Origin of the sequence: Pseudoduganella sp. GCM10020061, from assembly GCF_042683405.1 — a bacterium.
GTDB lineage: Bacteria > Pseudomonadota > Gammaproteobacteria > Burkholderiales > Burkholderiaceae_D > Telluria.
On sequence record NZ_JBHUJS010000001.1, the window covers coordinates 264,004 to 279,418 of the forward strand.

Genomic DNA, 15,415 nt, shown 5'->3' on the forward strand with positions numbered 1-15,415 from the left:
TAATTTCGCCTTACGCTTCGCGCTTCCAAGATATCCACCATGATTTTTCCTACTGAATTCGACGTGATCGTCGTCGGCGGCGGCCATGCCGGCACCGAGGCAGCGCTCGCTTCGGCCCGCATGGGCCAGAAGACGCTGCTGCTTACCCATAACATCGAGACCCTTGGGCAGATGTCCTGCAACCCGTCCATCGGCGGGATTGGCAAAGGCCATCTGGTGAAAGAGGTCGATGCCATGGGTGGGGCAATGGCGATCGCTACCGATGAATCCGGTATCCAGTTCCGTACGCTCAATTCGTCCAAAGGCCCAGCAGTACGCGCGACTCGCGCCCAGGCTGACCGCATCCTGTACAAGCAGGCGATCCGTTCGCGCCTCGAGAACCAGGAAAACCTGTGGCTGTTCCAGCAGGCAGTGGACGACCTGATCGTGGAAGGCGAGCGGGTGGTGGGCGCTGTCACGCAGATCGGTTTGCGCTTCACGGCCAGGGCGGTGGTCTTGACTGCCGGCACTTTCCTCGACGGAAAGATCCACGTTGGCCTCCAGAATTATTCCGCTGGCCGTGCGGGCGACCCGCCGGCGTTGTCGCTGTCCGCCCGCCTGAAAGAGCTGAAGCTGCCGCAGGGGCGCCTGAAAACTGGTACGCCACCCCGTATCGATGGCCGCAGCATTGACTTCACCCAGATGGCGGAACAGCCGGGCGACCTCGATCCGGTGCCGGTGTTCTCGGTCATGGGCACCGCCGCCATGCATCCGCGCCAGGTTCCATGCTGGGTGACGCATACCAACGAGCGTACCCATGACATCATCCGGGCCGGCCTTGACCGCAGCCCGATGTACACGGGCGTCATCGAGGGCGTGGGCCCACGCTATTGCCCGTCCATCGAGGACAAGATTCACCGCTTCTCCAGCAAGGAATCGCACCAGATTTTCCTGGAGCCGGAAGGGCTGACCACCAACGAGTTCTATCCGAACGGCATCTCCACCAGTCTGCCATTCGACGTCCAGATCGAACTGGTACGGTCGATGAAAGGCATGGAAAACGCCTTCATCCTGCGTCCTGGCTATGCCATTGAGTACGATTACTTCGATCCGCGCGGCCTGAAGGCATCGCTGGAAACCAAGGCGATCCAGGGCCTGTTCTTCGCAGGACAGATCAACGGCACGACCGGCTACGAGGAAGCGGCGGCGCAGGGAATGCTCGCAGGTATCAATGCGGCATTGCAGACCAAGGGCCAGGAAGCATGGGTGCCGGGCAGGGCGGAAGCCTACCTCGGCGTGCTGGTCGACGACCTCACCACCCAGGGCGTCATGGAGCCGTACCGCATGTTCACCAGCCGTGCGGAATACCGCCTGAGCCTGCGCGAGGACAATGCCGACATGCGCCTGACCGAGATTGGCCGCAAGCTGGGCGTGGTGGGAGATGCCCAGTGGGACGCATTCGAAACCAAGCGCGAGGCGGTTGCGCGCGAGCTCGAGCGCCTGAAATCTACCTGGGTGAACCCGCGGATACTGGCAGCCGCCGAGTCCGAGCGCGTCGTCGGCCAGGCCATCGAGCGCGAGTACAACCTTGCGGACCTGCTGCGCCGTCCGGGCGTGCAGTACAACACGCTGGTGACGATGCAGGACACCGAGGGCAAGGTCATCGGCGGTCCCGGCGTGACCGATCCTGCCGTACAGGAGCAGGTGGAGATTCAGCTCAAGTATTCGGGCTATATCGAGCGCCAGGCGCGCGAAGTGGAGCGCCACGAACACTACGAGAACCTCAAACTGCCGGAAGGACTGAACTACCTGGACATCCAGGCGCTGTCGATCGAGGTTCGCCAGAAGCTGGATAAACAGCGCCCCGAAACGCTTGGCCAGGCGTCAAGAATTTCCGGCGTGACACCGGCTGCGATCTCGCTTTTGCTGGTACATTTGAAAAAGAAAGGTTACGGCGGCTTCGTGACCCTCAATACCGAGACGGCGGCCTGATGAAGCATTTCGACAGGGCTGCACTGGCCGCGACGCTGGCCAGCGGGATCGAGGCGCTCGGACTCGACCTCAACGAGAAGCAGCGCGAACAGCTGCTCGACTACCTTTCGCTGCTGTTCAAGTGGAACTCGGTCTATAACCTGACCTCCGTGCGCGACCCCATGCAAATGGCCACGCTGCACATCCTCGATTCGCTGGCAGCGGTGCCGGCCTTCGACGGTGCGCAGAACGTGCTGGACGTGGGCGCGGGCGGCGGCCTGCCGGGTATCGTGCTGGCGATCGCGCGGCCGGACATGGCGGTATCGATGGTGGACACGGTCCACAAGAAAACCGCGTTCCTCACGCAGGTGAAGGCGCAACTGGGCCTTTCCAACGTGACCGTGTACACGGCCAAGGTGCAGGAGATGCCGGCGCCACGCAAATTCGACGTGATTACCTCGCGGGCGTTCGCGGACCTCTCGGACTTCGTCAACTGGTCGGGGCACCACCTGCAGGAAGGCGGCAGGTTCATTGCCTTGAAAGGGACTGCGCCGAAAGACGAGCAGGAGCGGGTGCCGGCAGACTGGAAAGTGACGCAGCTGCAGCCGCTGAAAGTGCCAGGGCTGGATGCAGAGCGCCACCTGGTTTTCATCGAACGGGCATAGCAGGGAAAGGGGATCATCCCGATGGGACTTTCCCCTTATGAAATAAACGGTTTATCCAGTTTTACCGAATAAAATTTGCAAACCATTTATCCGGTATTAATAATATATACCGTATAAACAGTATAAATAGTTTTCATCGTTTGTCGTTAGCGTCCATTACAAGAAAATCCAATGTCCAAAATTTTCTGCGTTGCAAACCAAAAGGGCGGAGTAGGCAAGACCACCACCACCGTTAACCTGTCGGCAGGCCTCGCCAAGCTGGGCCAGCGCGTGCTGCTGGTCGATCTTGACCCGCAGGGCAACGCGACGATGGGCGCCGGCATCAACAAGGCGGGCCTGACCGCATCCACCTACGAGGTGCTGCTCGGCTCGGCCGATGTCGCCACGGCGCGCCAGCGTTCCGAGGCCGGCTTCGACGTGCTGCCTTCCAACCGCGAGCTGGCCGGCGCCGAAGTCGAGATGGTCGAACTGGAGAACCGCGAGCGCCGCCTGAAGGATGCGCTCGACGCCGTCGACAAGGAATACGACTTCGTCCTGATCGACTGTCCTCCCGCGCTGTCGATGCTTACGCTGAACGGCCTGTGCTCCGCGCACGGCGTGATCATCCCGATGCAGTGCGAGTACTACGCGCTCGAAGGCCTGTCCGACCTGGTCAACACGATCAAGAAGGTGCACGCCAACCTGAACCACGACCTGAAGATCATCGGCCTGCTGCGCGTGATGTTCGATCCGCGCATGACGCTGTCGCAGCAGGTGTCGGCGCAGCTGGAGCAGCACTTCGGCGACAAGGTATTCAAGACCATCATCCCGCGCAACGTGCGCCTGGCAGAAGCGCCGTCCTACGGCGTGCCCGGCGTGACCTTCGACCCGTCCTCCAAGGGCGCGCAGGCGTACATCGCCTTCGGCGCCGAAATGGTGGAACGCATCAAGACAATGTAATCAGTACGAAAGAACGACTTCATCATGGCAACCAAAAAACTCAAGGGCCTCGGCCGCGGACTCGAAGCACTGCTCGGCGGCGACGGCGAAATCACTACCAAGGCCGATCCTGGCACGCCGTCCACGCTGCCGGTGACGCAGCTCCAGGCCGGCAAGTACCAGCCGCGTACCCGCATGGACGAAGGTGCGCTCGCGGAACTGGCATCCTCGATCCGTTCGCAGGGCATCATGTCGCCGGTGCTGGTGCGCCCGATCGGCGACGCGCGCTACGAAATCATCGCGGGCGAGCGCCGTTTCCGCGCGGCGCAGCTGGCGGGCCTGGAAGAGATCCCGGTGCTGGTGCGAGACGTGGACGACCAGGCCGCCGCGGCCATGGCGCTGATCGAGAACATCCAGCGCGAGGACCTGAACCCGCTTGAAGAAGCGCAGGGCATCGCGCGCCTGATCAACGACTTCCACTTCACGCACGAACAGGCGGCGGCTTCCGTCGGCCGTTCGCGCAGCGCGGTGTCAAACCTGCTGCGCCTGATTAACCTGGCGGCACCGGTGCAGACCATGCTGATGGCGGGCGATATCGACATGGGCCACGCGCGCGCGCTGCTGGCGGTCGATGCGGCCACGCAGATCACGCTGGCCAACCAGGTGATCGCCAAGCGCCTGTCGGTGCGCGAGACCGAAAAGCTGGTCGCCCGCTCGCTGGAAGAAGCGCGCAACCCGGCGGCCAAGCGCGAGAAGGAAAAGTCGGGCGACATCATCCGCCTGGAAGAAGAACTGTCGGACAAGCTGGCCACGCCGGTCCTGTTCAAGATGGGCGCCAAGGGCAAAGGCCAGATGATCATCGACTTCGCCGACCTCGACGTGCTCGACTCCGTGCTCACCCGCCTGCGCGCGTAAATACCCTCGCTGGGGGACTCTTCCCAAAGGGGACCGTCCCCCGATCTTTAGCCCGGCTTTCCTCAGCTCGCGCAAAAGATCAGGGGACAATCCCCGCGGAGACAGCCCCAACCCCCGCCAAATCTATACCGGTTATCACCACCGGAAATGTAAAGGGCAGTCCGTGCGAAATTAACACAGGTCAATCATTTCGCGAGCGTATCGCGTTTGACTGTGATTGCGTTGAGGCCGTATAATCCCGTCGATTCACGATCCCGATTCCGGTAACACGGCACCAACATGGCTAGCGCGAAAACAATAACAATGTGGCGCGTAGTCTCCCTGCAATTGATAGCAACAGCCGTCGCTGGCGCACTCGCCGCGATGCTGGGGGGCGAGGTTGCGATGTTGTCGGCGGTGCTCGGCGGAATCTGTTGTGTCGTACCCAATGGCCTGTTTGCCGTGCGCCTCTTCAGCGGCACCAAGCGGCCTGGCGGGGCTTCTCCCGCGACGTTTTTCGTGTGGGAATTTATAAAGATTGCACTGACGTTCGCGCTGTTCGGCGCGGTCGCATGGCTGTACCCCGATGTGAACTGGCTGGCCTTCGTAGGCGGGTTCATCGTGGCACTGAAGAGTTACATAATCTTATTATTTAGGCACTGATACCATGAGTTCACCGGTTGAGGGAGCAGCGACGCACGCGCCGACTGCTTCGGAATACATCAAGCACCACCTCGGGCACCTGTCCAACAAGCACCAGGACTTCGTTGTCGACTTCTCCGTCGTCAACTTCGATACCCTGTTCTGGTCGATCGCCATGGGCCTGCTCGGCTCCCTGATCCTGTGGAGCGCTGCACGCAAGGCCACCTCCGGCGTGCCGGGCCGCTTCCAGGCTGCCGTCGAAATGCTGGTCGAAATGGTCGAGAACCAGTCGAAGGCCATCGTGCACGGCGACCGCAGCTTCATCGCGCCGCTGGCACTGACCGTGTTCGTCTGGGTCGCCCTGATGAACTCGCTGGACTTCCTGCCAGTCGACATGTTCTCGTACATGTTCGAAGTGTTCGGCCTGACCCACCTGTTCCCGTACCATCGCGTGGTCCCGACCGCCGACCTGAACGGCACCATCGGCATCTCGTTCGGCGTGCTACTGCTGATGATCTACTACGGCATCAAGGTCAAGGGCCTGGGCGGCTGGATCCACGAACTGTTCGCAGCACCGTTCGGCATCTGGATGGCGCCGTTCAACCTGCTCCTGAACATCATCGAATACGCAGCAAAAATGGTGTCGCTCGGTATGCGACTGTTCGGCAACATGTTTGCCGGCGAACTGCTGTTCCTATTGATCGCTTTGCTCGGTGCCAGCGCTACCGGCCTGGGCTTTGTCGGCCACGTCCTGGCAGGCTCTATCTGGGCGATCTTCCACATCCTGATCGTGTTCCTGCAGGCATTCATCTTCATGATGCTGACGCTGGTGTACCTCGGTCAGGCGCATGAAGGCCACTGATCGAGGGATCTGCAAGATAGTGGTAGTAAAGAAGTTGTGTTTTTAATTTAGCTTTTGATTTTTAACTTTTGAAGGAACTCTCATGACTGACCTCTCTTTCGTAGCTCTGGCTTGCGGCCTGATCATTGGCCTGGGTGCTATCGGCGCCTGCATCGGTATCGCCATCATGGGCGGTAAATACCTGGAAGCCTCGGCTCGTCAGCCTGAACTGATGAACACCCTGCAGACCAAGATGTTCCTGCTGGCTGGCCTGATCGACGCGGCATTCCTGATCGGCGTTGGTATCGCAATGCTGTTCGCATTCACGAACCCGTTCGTCGCTCCTGTAGCTGGCTAATCCAGCCTAGCGACACGCTGGTACTGAAGGGCCGAACCGTCACGGTTCGGCATCCGTTTTTGTGAGAAGGAAAATACCGTGAACCTTAACGCAACAATGCTTGCACAGCTCGTGGTCTTCCTCATCCTGGCTGGCTTCACGATGAAGTTCGTGTGGCCTCCACTGATGAAAGCGCTCGACGAGCGCGCCGAGAGGATCGCATCCGGTCTGGCAGCTGCCGACCGTGGCAAGGCCGAGATGGCCAAGGCCGAACAGCACGCACAAGCCCAGCTGGCGACCGCGCGCGACGAAGTGACCAAGCGTATTGCCGACGCCGAAAAGCGCGCCGCGGCGATCATTGAAGAAGCCAAGAAGACCGCATCCGACGAAGCCGCACGCATCGTCGCCGCTGCCCACGCCGACGCGCAGCAGCAAGTGACCCATGCACGCGAAGAACTGCGCGCCCAGGTGGCAGCGCTGGCAGTGCAGGGCGCCGAGCAGATCCTCAAGCGCGAAGTCAACGCACAGGTGCACGCCGACCTGCTGTCCAAACTCGCAACCGAGCTGTAATCATGGCAGAACTCGCAACCGTCGCCCGTCCGTACGCCGAAGCGCTGTTCCGCGTTGCCCAGCAAGGCAACTTGGCAGCCTGGTCCGAGCTGGTCTCGGAACTGGGCCAGGTAGGCGCCAACGCCGACCTGCAGGCCTTCGCCCGCAACCCGAAGGTGTCCGGCAGCCAGACCGTCGATGCGATTGCGTCGCTGGTCAAGTCGCCAGTCACCCCGGAAGCCCGCAACTTCCTCGACATGCTGGTCGGTAATGACCGCGTCATGCTGCTGCCTGAAATCGCTGCCCAGTTCGCCGAGCTGAAGAACGCTAACGAGGGTGCAGCCGATGCCACCATCGTGAGCGCATTCGAGATCTCGCCTGCGCAAGTCGCGGAACTGGCACAGACGCTGGAAAAGAAATTTGGCCGCAAGCTCAACCCAACGGTAACAGTGGATCCTTCGCTGATCGGTGGTGTGCGCGTTGAAGTCGGTGATGAAGTGCTCGATACCTCGGTCAAGGCCAAGCTGCAGCAGATGCAGATCGCGCTGACCGCGTAAAGAAAACCCGAACAGCACACACCGGCCACACGCCGCCAAGGCGGAACTTGCCCTACGCACCAAGAAACTATTAGGAGTTAGTATGCAACTCAACCCATCTGAAATCAGCGAACTGATCAAGAGCCGGATCCAGGGTCTCGAAAGCGGCGCTGAAGTAAAGAACCAGGGCACGGTCATCTCCGTTGCCGACGGCATCTGCCGCATCCACGGCCTGTCCGATGTGATGCAGGGCGAAATGCTGGAATTCCCAGGCAACACCTTTGGCCTGGCAATGAACCTGGAGCGTGACTCCGTGGGCGCCGTTATTCTGGGCGCATACGAGCACATCTCCGAAGGCGACACCGTCAAGACCACCGGCCGCATCCTGGAAGTGCCAGTCGGTCCGGAACTGCGTGGCCGCGTCGTCAACGCGCTGGGCCAGCCGATCGACGGCAAGGGTCCTGTCACCACCCAGCTGACCTCGCCAATCGAAAAGATCGCTCCGGGCGTGATCGCGCGCCAGTCCGTGTCGCAGCCAATGCAGACCGGCCTGAAGTCGATCGACGCGATGGTGCCGATCGGCCGTGGCCAGCGTGAGCTGATCATCGGCGACCGCCAGACCGGTAAATCGGCTGTCGCAGTCGACGCGATCATCAACCAGAAGGGTCAGAACATGACCTGCGTGTACGTTGCGATCGGCCAGAAAGCATCGACCATCAAGAACATCGTGCGTTCGCTGGAACAGCACGGCGCGATGGAGTACACGATCGTTGTCGCAGCATCGGCTTCCGAATCGGCAGCGATGCAGTACATCTCGGCCTACTCCGGCTGCGCAATGGGCGAATACTTCCGCGACCGCGGCGAAGATGCGCTGATCGTGTATGACGACCTGTCCAAGCAGGCAGTTGCATACCGCCAGATCTCGCTGCTGCTGCGCCGCCCACCAGGCCGCGAAGCATACCCGGGCGACGTGTTCTACCTGCACAGCCGCCTGCTCGAGCGCGCAGCACGCGTGAACCCTGACTACGTGGCAGCGTTCACCAACGGCGCCGTCACCGGCAAGACCGGCTCGCTGACCGCACTGCCAATCATCGAAACCCAGGCAGGCGACGTTTCGGCGTTCGTTCCGACCAACGTGATTTCGATTACCGACGGCCAGATCTTCCTGGAGACCTCGCTGTTCAACGCCGGTATCCGTCCTGCGATTAACGCAGGTATCTCGGTGTCGCGCGTCGGTGGCGCCGCACAGACCAAGGTCATCAAGGGCCTGTCCGGCGGTATCCGTACCGACCTGGCGCAGTACCGTGAACTGGCTGCGTTCGCGCAGTTCGCATCGGACCTGGACGAATCGACCCGCAAGCAGCTGGACCGCGGCGCGCGCGTGACCGAGCTGCTGAAGCAGCCTCAGTACTCGCCACTGCCGATCTCCCTGATGGCCGTGTCGCTGTTCGCTGTCAACAAAGGCTACTTCGACGACGTGGAAGTGAAAAAAGTGCTGGCATTCGAATCCGCACTGCACACCCACATGAAGACCTCGCACGGCGCGCTGCTGGCGAAGATCGAAGAGACGAAGGCACTGGACAAGGACGGCGAAGCTGCCCTGGCCGCTGCTATCGGCGACTTCAAGAAAGCCGGCGCATTCTAATGCTGTAGTGGCGCTCCTCGCGGGGCGCTACGATGCGACAAGGAGTAAGGACTCATGGCAGTAGGCAAAGAGATACGTGGCAAGATCAAGAGCGTAGAGAATACGAAGAAGATCACCAAGGCGATGGAAATGGTCGCCGCATCGAAAATGCGCAAAGCGCAGGATCGCATGCGCGCCGCCCGTCCCTACAGTGACAAGATTCGTAATATCACCGCCAATCTTGCGACTGCGAATCCTGAATACACGCACCCGTTCATGGCCCAGGCCAAGGACCAGGATGCGAAGGCAGTTGGCTTCATCGTCGTCACGACCGACAAGGGTCTGTGCGGCGGCATGAACACCAACGTGCTGCGTATGGTGACGCAGAAGGCCCGTGAGCTTGAGCAAGCGGGTAACAAGATTAAAGCAGTTGCCATCGGCAACAAAGGACTGGGTTTCCTGAACCGCGTAGGCGTGCCGGTAGTTTCGAGCGTCACGCAGATCGGCGACACGCCGCACCTGGAGAAGTTGATCGGACCGGTCAAGGTCATGCTCGACGAGTACCAGGAAGGCAAACTCGACGCAGTCTACCTGTGCTACACCAAGTTCATCAACACGATGCGCCAGGAATCGCAAGTGGAGCAGCTGCTCCCGCTGGCGGCCGGCAAGCTGGAAGCGGACAAGGGCACCCACTCGTGGGACTACCTGTACGAACCGGACGCGCAAGTCGTGATCGACGAACTGCTGGTGCGCTACCTGGAAGCACTGATTTACCAGGCAGTCGCCGAAAACCTCGCATCCGAGCAATCGGCTCGCATGGTGGCAATGAAGGCGGCAAGCGACAACGCAGGTAACGTGATCGGTGAGCTGAAGCTTGTGTATAACAAGACTCGTCAAGCTGCGATTACTAAAGAACTGTCCGAGATCGTCTCTGGCGCGGCAGCAGTCTAACAAACGAATTTCACATATATAGAAGGAACGAAAATGGCTGATGGCAAAATCGTTCAGTGTATCGGCGCAGTGGTTGACGTGGAGTTTCCACGTAACGCCATGCCTAAGGTGTTCGACGCACTGAAAATGGAAGGCTCCGAGCTGACCCTGGAAGTTCAACAGCAGCTCGGCGACGGCATCGTCCGTACCATTGCTCTGGGCTCCTCCGAAGGTCTGCGTCGCGGTATGTCGATCCAGAACACCGGCAAACCAATCATGGTCCCAGTTGGCAAAGCCACCCTGGGCCGCATCATGGACGTGCTGGGCAACCCGATCGACGAGCGTGGCCCTGTCTCGCAAGAGCAGACCGCGTCGATCCACCGTACCGCTCCTGCGTACGACGAGCTGTCGCCGTCGACCGACCTGCTGGAAACCGGCATCAAGGTTATCGACCTGGTCTGCCCGTTCGCAAAAGGCGGTAAGGTCGGTTTGTTCGGCGGTGCAGGTGTGGGCAAGACCGTCAACATGATGGAACTGATCAACAACATCGCAAAAGCGCACTCGGGTCTGTCCGTGTTCGCAGGCGTCGGTGAGCGTACCCGTGAAGGTAACGACTTCTACCACGAGATGGCAGATGCGAAGGTCGTCGACCTGGACAACCTGGCCAACTCGAAAGTGTCGATGGTCTACGGCCAGATGAACGAACCGCCAGGCAACCGCCTGCGCGTGGCGCTGACCGGCCTGACGATCGCTGAATCGTTCCGTGACGAAGGCCGTGACGTTCTGTTCTTCGTCGATAACATCTACCGCTTCACGCTGGCAGGTACCGAAGTGTCCGCACTGCTGGGCCGTATGCCTTCCGCAGTGGGCTACCAGCCTACCCTGGCCGAAGAAATGGGCCGCCTGCAGGAGCGCATCACCTCGACCAAGACCGGCTCGATCACCTCGATCCAGGCCGTCTACGTTCCAGCGGATGACTTGACCGACCCGTCGCCGGCAACCACCTTCGGCCACCTGGACTCGACCGTCGTTCTGTCGCGTGACATCGCTGCACTGGGTATCTACCCTGCAGTTGACCCGCTCGACTCGACCTCGCGCCAGCTGGACCCGCTGGTCGTCGGCCAGGACCACTACGACACCGCGCGTGCCGTACAGGGCACCCTGCAGCGCTACAAGGAACTGCGTGACATCATCGCGATTCTGGGCATGGACGAACTGGCGCCGGAAGACAAGCTGGTCGTCGCACGCGCTCGTAAGATGCAGCGTTTTCTGTCGCAGCCGTTCCACGTCGCTGAAGTCTTCACCGGCGCACCAGGCAAGTACGTTTCGCTGAAGGACACGATCAAGGGCTTCAAGATGATCGCTTCCGGCGAACTGGACCACCTGCCGGAGCAGGCGTTCTACATGGTCGGCACGATCGAAGAAGCAATCGAAAAGGCCAAGAAGCTCGGCTAACCAGGCAAGGGCCCTGTTGAAAAGCGGGGCCCTTCACCCGAAGGACACATATGGCAAACACTATTCACGTGGACGTGGTTTCGGCGGAAGAGCAGATCTTCTCCGGCGAAGCCGAATTCGTCGCGTTGCCGGGTGAAGCGGGCGAGCTGGGTATCTACCCGAAGCACACGCCGCTGATCACGCGCATCAAGCCGGGTGCGGTACGCATCAAGGTGGCCGGCCGTGCCGACGAAGAATTCGTTTTCGTCGCCGGTGGCATCCTGGAAGTACAGCCGAACGGCGTGACCGTCCTGGCCGACACCGCAATCCGCGGCGCCGACCTGGATGAAGCGAAAGCGGCCGAAGCCAAGCGCCTGGCCGAAGAAGCGATGAACAACAAGGAAGCAACGATCGACTACGCGAAAGCCCAGGCAGAACTCGCCGCGGCAATCGCGCAGCTGGCCGCAATCCAGAAACTGCGTCAAAAACGCTGATAGGTTGGTGACCGTCCCCAAAGGGACCGTCCCTAGCTTTTTAGCGTCAAGTATCAAAGAAGGGCAGCCTATGGCTGCCCTTTGTCATGTGTGGCCGCAGGATCGCGCCACCCGCCATTCGCCCCGGCTTTGGCCCCATTCGCGCTACGGCAGCGTCAATTCGTCGGCTGGCAGTTCCCGGCTGCCGGCGCGCGCGCTATCGTGATCTCCTCAATAACAACGCTGAGGGGAACGCCATGTTGAAGTTGTCCTGCCTGACCGTCGCCAGCCTGATCCTCCTGCCATCTCCTGCCGCGCATGCGCAGAAGGCGGCGCCCGAAAGTGACCTGGCCGCCCGCATCGACGCGGCCATCGCTCCCTATTTCAAGCCTGATGCGCCGGGTGGATCGGTCATCGTGGTCAAGGATGGCAAGACCGTCTTCCGCAAAGGCTACGGCATGGCCGACCTGGCGAAGGGCGTCCCGATGGATGCAGGCGCGCAGCACCGCATCGGCTCCGTCACCAAGCAGTTCACCTCCACCGCGATCCTGATGCTTGCCGAAGAAGGCAAGCTGTCGCTGGACGACGACATCACCAAATACCTGCCGGACTATCCGACCAACGGCAGGCACATCACCATCGAGCACCTGCTGACCCACACCTCGGGGATCATGAGCTACACCAGCAAGCCGAGCTTCCGCGCCGGGATCGAGAAGGACATGACGCCCGCGATGATGATCGACACCTTCAAGAACGACCCGCTGACGTTCGAGCCGGGCTCCGAGTACCGCTATAACAATTCCGGCTACTTCCTGCTGGGCGCCATCATCGAGAAGATCAGCGGCATGCCTTATGCGCAGTTCGTCGAGCAGCGCATCTTCACGCCGCTGGGCATGCTCGACACGGCACATGAGGGCCACGAAAAGCGCAAGGCATTGCGCGCCGAAGGGCATACGGTCCGGCCGACCGGTTTCGCCCCGAGCACGCGCGTGTCGATGACGCAGCCGTATGCCGCGGGCGCCATCGTGTCCACGGTGGATGACCTGGCGCGCTGGGATGCCGCCGTCTCGTCGGGAAAGCTGCTGAAGGCGGCCAGCTGGCAGCGGGCGTTCACACCCTACACGCTCACGACCGGGAAAAAGACCGACTACGGCTACGGTTGGCACCTGGGCACGCTCCAGGGCACGCAGCGCATTGCGCACGGCGGCGGCATACCGGGCTTCTCGGCACATGCGATGCGCCTGCCGCAAGAGAAAGTGTACGTCGCCGTCCTCGTGAACAACGATCGCTTCCCGGTGTCCACGCAGGTCATTGCGGCGCGCGCGGCGGCGATCGCGATCGGCAAGCCGTTTCCCGAACTGAAGCCGGTCGCCCTCGATGCCGGCAAGCTGAACGAAGTCGCCGGCAGCTACCAGGTGGACGAGAAGTCCACCGTGACCTTTGCCCGTGAAGGCGACAAATTGATGATGCAGCGCGCAGAACGGCCGGACGACAAGACGGAGGTCGTGGCCCATGGCCCGGACCGGTTTTTCGTGCCGAACACGCTGGTCCATATGGTGTTCAATCGCGATGCCAAGGGCCAGGTGAGCGGAGTCACTGTCCACCAGCTCGATTCATCGCACACCAGCCCGCGCATCGCCGCAAAGTAAAGCGAAGTCATGCGGGCGCGAGCCCGCATGCGTGACGTGCTTCAAGCGGGGGCGGGAAAAGTGGCGTATCGTGGTGGTTCAACGGAGGCCACTGCGATGCAATCCCGCTCACCGGCGAACCATGATCCATACGAGCACTTCGCGACGCGCGAGGCACTCGCAGAGGTCGCCACGCGTCTCGATGCGACGCTCCCGCACCTGGCGACCAAGGCCGATGTCGAAAGAATGGGCAATCGCCTGCTCTTCTGGCTGACGGGCACGCTGGTGACTTGTCTCTTAACGTTCTATGGCTTGCATTCCAACCTGATGGCCGCTCAGCAGGCAGAACTCGCGCGTCTGCATGCTTCTCAGCAGGAGCAGCTCGCCGAAATCCGGCGAATCTCGGGGCAGATCGAACAGCTGGCCCGCGAACGCAATGATCAGCAACAGCAGCCCCGGCCATAGCGACGTCCCACCGGCCAGCAAATCTGATACGCTTGTGGCAACTCAACCTGATTGCCCCACCATGCGCACCGTCCCGGAAATCCTCAAGCAAAGCAAAACCATCGCCGTCGTCGGCCTTTCCCCGAAACCCGAGCGCGCCAGCTTCGAAGTGGCGCAGTACCTGCAATCGCAGGGTTATCGCATCCTCCCGGTGAACCCGCAATATGCCGGCACCGAGATCCACGGCGAAACGGTGCATGCCACCCTGCAGGACGCGGCGGCCGCACTGGCGCCGGGTGAACGCATCGATATCGTCGACTGCTTCCGCAAGGCGGAAGATATCCCGCCCATCGCCCGCGATGCGATCGCAGTGCGGGCAGGGTGCCTGTGGATGCAGCTGGGGATCGCCAACCAGGCGGCGGCGGACCTGGCCGCGGCGGCCGGCCTCGACGTCGTGCAGGACAGCTGCCTGAAGGTGGACCACAAGATGATGGCAGCCGCCTGATCCTCAGCGCTCGCTCAGGCGTTTGAGCATCGCGCGCACGGCCGACAGCTGCAGGCCGCGCCGCGTGTAGTAGTCGGGATTGGTGTAGCCCCAGTAATCCCAGCACCCGGCCGGGTTGAACGGCGCCGTGCTGGCCGCCACCTGGGGATACAGGACGATAATGCGGTTGGCGTCGGCAGTGCCGTTGTAACCGGCGTGCCGGTAGAAGTGGTCGCCCACCGCCTGCGCACCCTGCCAGCAGCCGTGGAACGCCACGTGCACACGGCAGCCGCCTGCTTCGCACGCCGTGGGGACGAACAGGTAGCCTGTCGGCGCCATTCCCGAGGCGGGTTTGGCGTAGTTGCGCTGGCTGAAGTGCAGCAGCCTGCCGCCGGGCTGGGCGGATGCGGGAAGCATCGGGCCGTACAGCGCGGCCAGGATATGCCGCGCCAGCGGTATCCCGCAGTTGTTGAAGAAGGGCTGGTAGGACGCGCCGCAATCGTTGTCGCCCGGCCGGTCGGTCACCATGCCGTGTCCGGCGCGCTCATGGTTCACGTAGGTGATCGACAGCGCGCCGGCCATGTCGTAGAACCTGCGGGTCTGGTCGGTCACGGCGGAGGTCAGGATCTGGTCCTGCGCGCCGTTGAACAAGTAGACCCGCTGGCGCGCCAGGTGTGCGGTGTCGTCGATCAGTCCCCTGCGCGCGAACCGGCGGGCGCTGCGCCACAAGGACACCGCATCGGGCGGGTCGGTCCGGGCGAACCGGGGGTTCATGCAGCGCGTCAGCGCGTTGCGCAGCGGCGGATCGCTGGCCGGCTCGCCGGTGCAGTAGTACGGGCCGCCCGCGATCATCCCGACCCCGCGCACGATGGACGAGTAGGCCACGCCGAACTGGCCGGCCATGAAGGCGCCGGACGAGAAGCCGGACACCGATGTCTGGCCCAGGTCCGCGCCCAGGCGAGGCAGGGCGTCCGCAGCCCGCACAGCGGGCGCGGCAAGGCACAACGCCAGTGCGGCAGGCGCGGCGTGGACAAGCAGCCGTTTTGTCATAGAATCATGTTCTTTA

At 61.7% G+C, this 15,415-nt stretch carries 17 protein-coding genes; 16 read left to right on the forward strand and 1 reads right to left on the reverse strand.

All coding sequences use genetic code 11. The annotated features are described in order from the left end of the window. Positions 1 to 39: 39 nt before the first annotated feature. The 16 genes from mnmG (at position 40) to ACFSQR_RS01225 (ending at position 14,370) form a co-directional block, all read left to right on the forward strand. Positions 40 to 1,971, forward strand: coding sequence for a tRNA uridine-5-carboxymethylaminomethyl(34) synthesis enzyme MnmG (mnmG, locus tag ACFSQR_RS01150; protein WP_377727140.1), 1,932 nt, complete (start codon positions 40 to 42; stop codon positions 1,969 to 1,971). After that, the gene (rsmG, locus tag ACFSQR_RS01155; RefSeq protein ID WP_377727143.1) at positions 1,971 to 2,615 is read left to right on the forward strand and encodes a 16S rRNA (guanine(527)-N(7))-methyltransferase RsmG; all 645 of its coding nucleotides are present in this window, start codon (positions 1,971 to 1,973) and stop codon (positions 2,613 to 2,615) included. Before mnmG ends, rsmG begins: the two co-directional genes overlap by 1 nt. 171 nt (positions 2,616 to 2,786) lie before the next feature. Further along, positions 2,787 to 3,554 (forward strand): ParA family protein, encoded by a 768-nt coding sequence (locus ACFSQR_RS01160; RefSeq protein WP_377727146.1) that lies wholly within the window; start codon positions 2,787 to 2,789, stop codon positions 3,552 to 3,554. Positions 3,555 to 3,578: 24 nt separating this feature from the next. Continuing rightward, on the forward strand, positions 3,579 to 4,448 hold the full coding sequence (locus ACFSQR_RS01165) for a ParB/RepB/Spo0J family partition protein (protein WP_377727149.1): 870 nt from the start codon (positions 3,579 to 3,581) through the stop codon (positions 4,446 to 4,448). A gap of 303 nt (positions 4,449 to 4,751) precedes the next feature. Beyond that, a complete protein-coding gene (locus ACFSQR_RS01170; protein WP_377727152.1) occupies positions 4,752 to 5,090 on the forward strand; it encodes an ATP synthase subunit I in 339 nt (112 codons plus the stop codon). Positions 5,091 to 5,094: 4 nt separating this feature from the next. After that, on the forward strand, positions 5,095 to 5,931 hold the full coding sequence (atpB, locus tag ACFSQR_RS01175) for a F0F1 ATP synthase subunit A (protein WP_377727154.1): 837 nt from the start codon (positions 5,095 to 5,097) through the stop codon (positions 5,929 to 5,931). An 82-nt stretch (positions 5,932 to 6,013) separates the two neighbouring features. Beyond that, positions 6,014 to 6,268 (forward strand): F0F1 ATP synthase subunit C, encoded by a 255-nt coding sequence (gene atpE / locus ACFSQR_RS01180; RefSeq protein WP_377727157.1) that lies wholly within the window; start codon positions 6,014 to 6,016, stop codon positions 6,266 to 6,268. A 78-nt stretch (positions 6,269 to 6,346) separates the two neighbouring features. Beyond that, positions 6,347 to 6,817: a F0F1 ATP synthase subunit B gene (locus ACFSQR_RS01185; protein ID WP_377727159.1), complete on the forward strand. Its 471-nt coding sequence runs from the start codon at positions 6,347 to 6,349 to the stop codon at positions 6,815 to 6,817. 2 nt (positions 6,818 to 6,819) lie between these two features. Further along, positions 6,820 to 7,353, forward strand: coding sequence for a F0F1 ATP synthase subunit delta (locus tag ACFSQR_RS01190; protein WP_377727162.1), 534 nt, complete (start codon positions 6,820 to 6,822; stop codon positions 7,351 to 7,353). Between the two features lie 82 nt (positions 7,354 to 7,435). Beyond that, positions 7,436 to 8,977: a F0F1 ATP synthase subunit alpha gene (atpA, locus tag ACFSQR_RS01195; protein WP_377727165.1), complete on the forward strand. Its 1,542-nt coding sequence runs from the start codon at positions 7,436 to 7,438 to the stop codon at positions 8,975 to 8,977. A 54-nt stretch (positions 8,978 to 9,031) separates the two neighbouring features. Continuing rightward, positions 9,032 to 9,907: a F0F1 ATP synthase subunit gamma gene (atpG, locus tag ACFSQR_RS01200; RefSeq protein WP_377727168.1), complete on the forward strand. Its 876-nt coding sequence runs from the start codon at positions 9,032 to 9,034 to the stop codon at positions 9,905 to 9,907. A 33-nt stretch (positions 9,908 to 9,940) separates the two neighbouring features. Beyond that, positions 9,941 to 11,341 (forward strand): F0F1 ATP synthase subunit beta, encoded by a 1,401-nt coding sequence (atpD, locus tag ACFSQR_RS01205; protein ID WP_377727171.1) that lies wholly within the window; start codon positions 9,941 to 9,943, stop codon positions 11,339 to 11,341. 50 nt (positions 11,342 to 11,391) lie between these two features. Continuing rightward, entirely contained in the window at positions 11,392 to 11,814 is a 423-nt protein-coding gene (locus ACFSQR_RS01210) for a F0F1 ATP synthase subunit epsilon (protein WP_377727174.1), read from the forward strand. Positions 11,815 to 12,050: 236 nt separating this feature from the next. Continuing rightward, complete coding sequence (locus tag ACFSQR_RS01215) at positions 12,051 to 13,442, forward strand: serine hydrolase (protein WP_377727177.1); 1,392 nt, start codon at positions 12,051 to 12,053, stop codon at positions 13,440 to 13,442. Between the two features lie 27 nt (positions 13,443 to 13,469). After that, on the forward strand, positions 13,470 to 13,886 hold the full coding sequence (locus ACFSQR_RS01220; RefSeq protein WP_377727179.1) for a hypothetical protein: 417 nt from the start codon (positions 13,470 to 13,472) through the stop codon (positions 13,884 to 13,886). A gap of 61 nt (positions 13,887 to 13,947) precedes the next feature. Beyond that, a complete protein-coding gene (locus ACFSQR_RS01225; RefSeq protein WP_377727181.1) occupies positions 13,948 to 14,370 on the forward strand; it encodes a CoA-binding protein in 423 nt (140 codons plus the stop codon). Positions 14,371 to 14,373: 3 nt separating this feature from the next. Here the strand turns inward: ACFSQR_RS01225 and ACFSQR_RS01230 are convergent, their stop codons facing one another. Then, positions 14,374 to 15,399 (reverse strand): poly(3-hydroxybutyrate) depolymerase, encoded by a 1,026-nt coding sequence (locus ACFSQR_RS01230; protein WP_377727184.1) that lies wholly within the window; start codon positions 15,397 to 15,399, stop codon positions 14,374 to 14,376. Positions 15,400 to 15,415 lie beyond the last annotated feature (16 nt).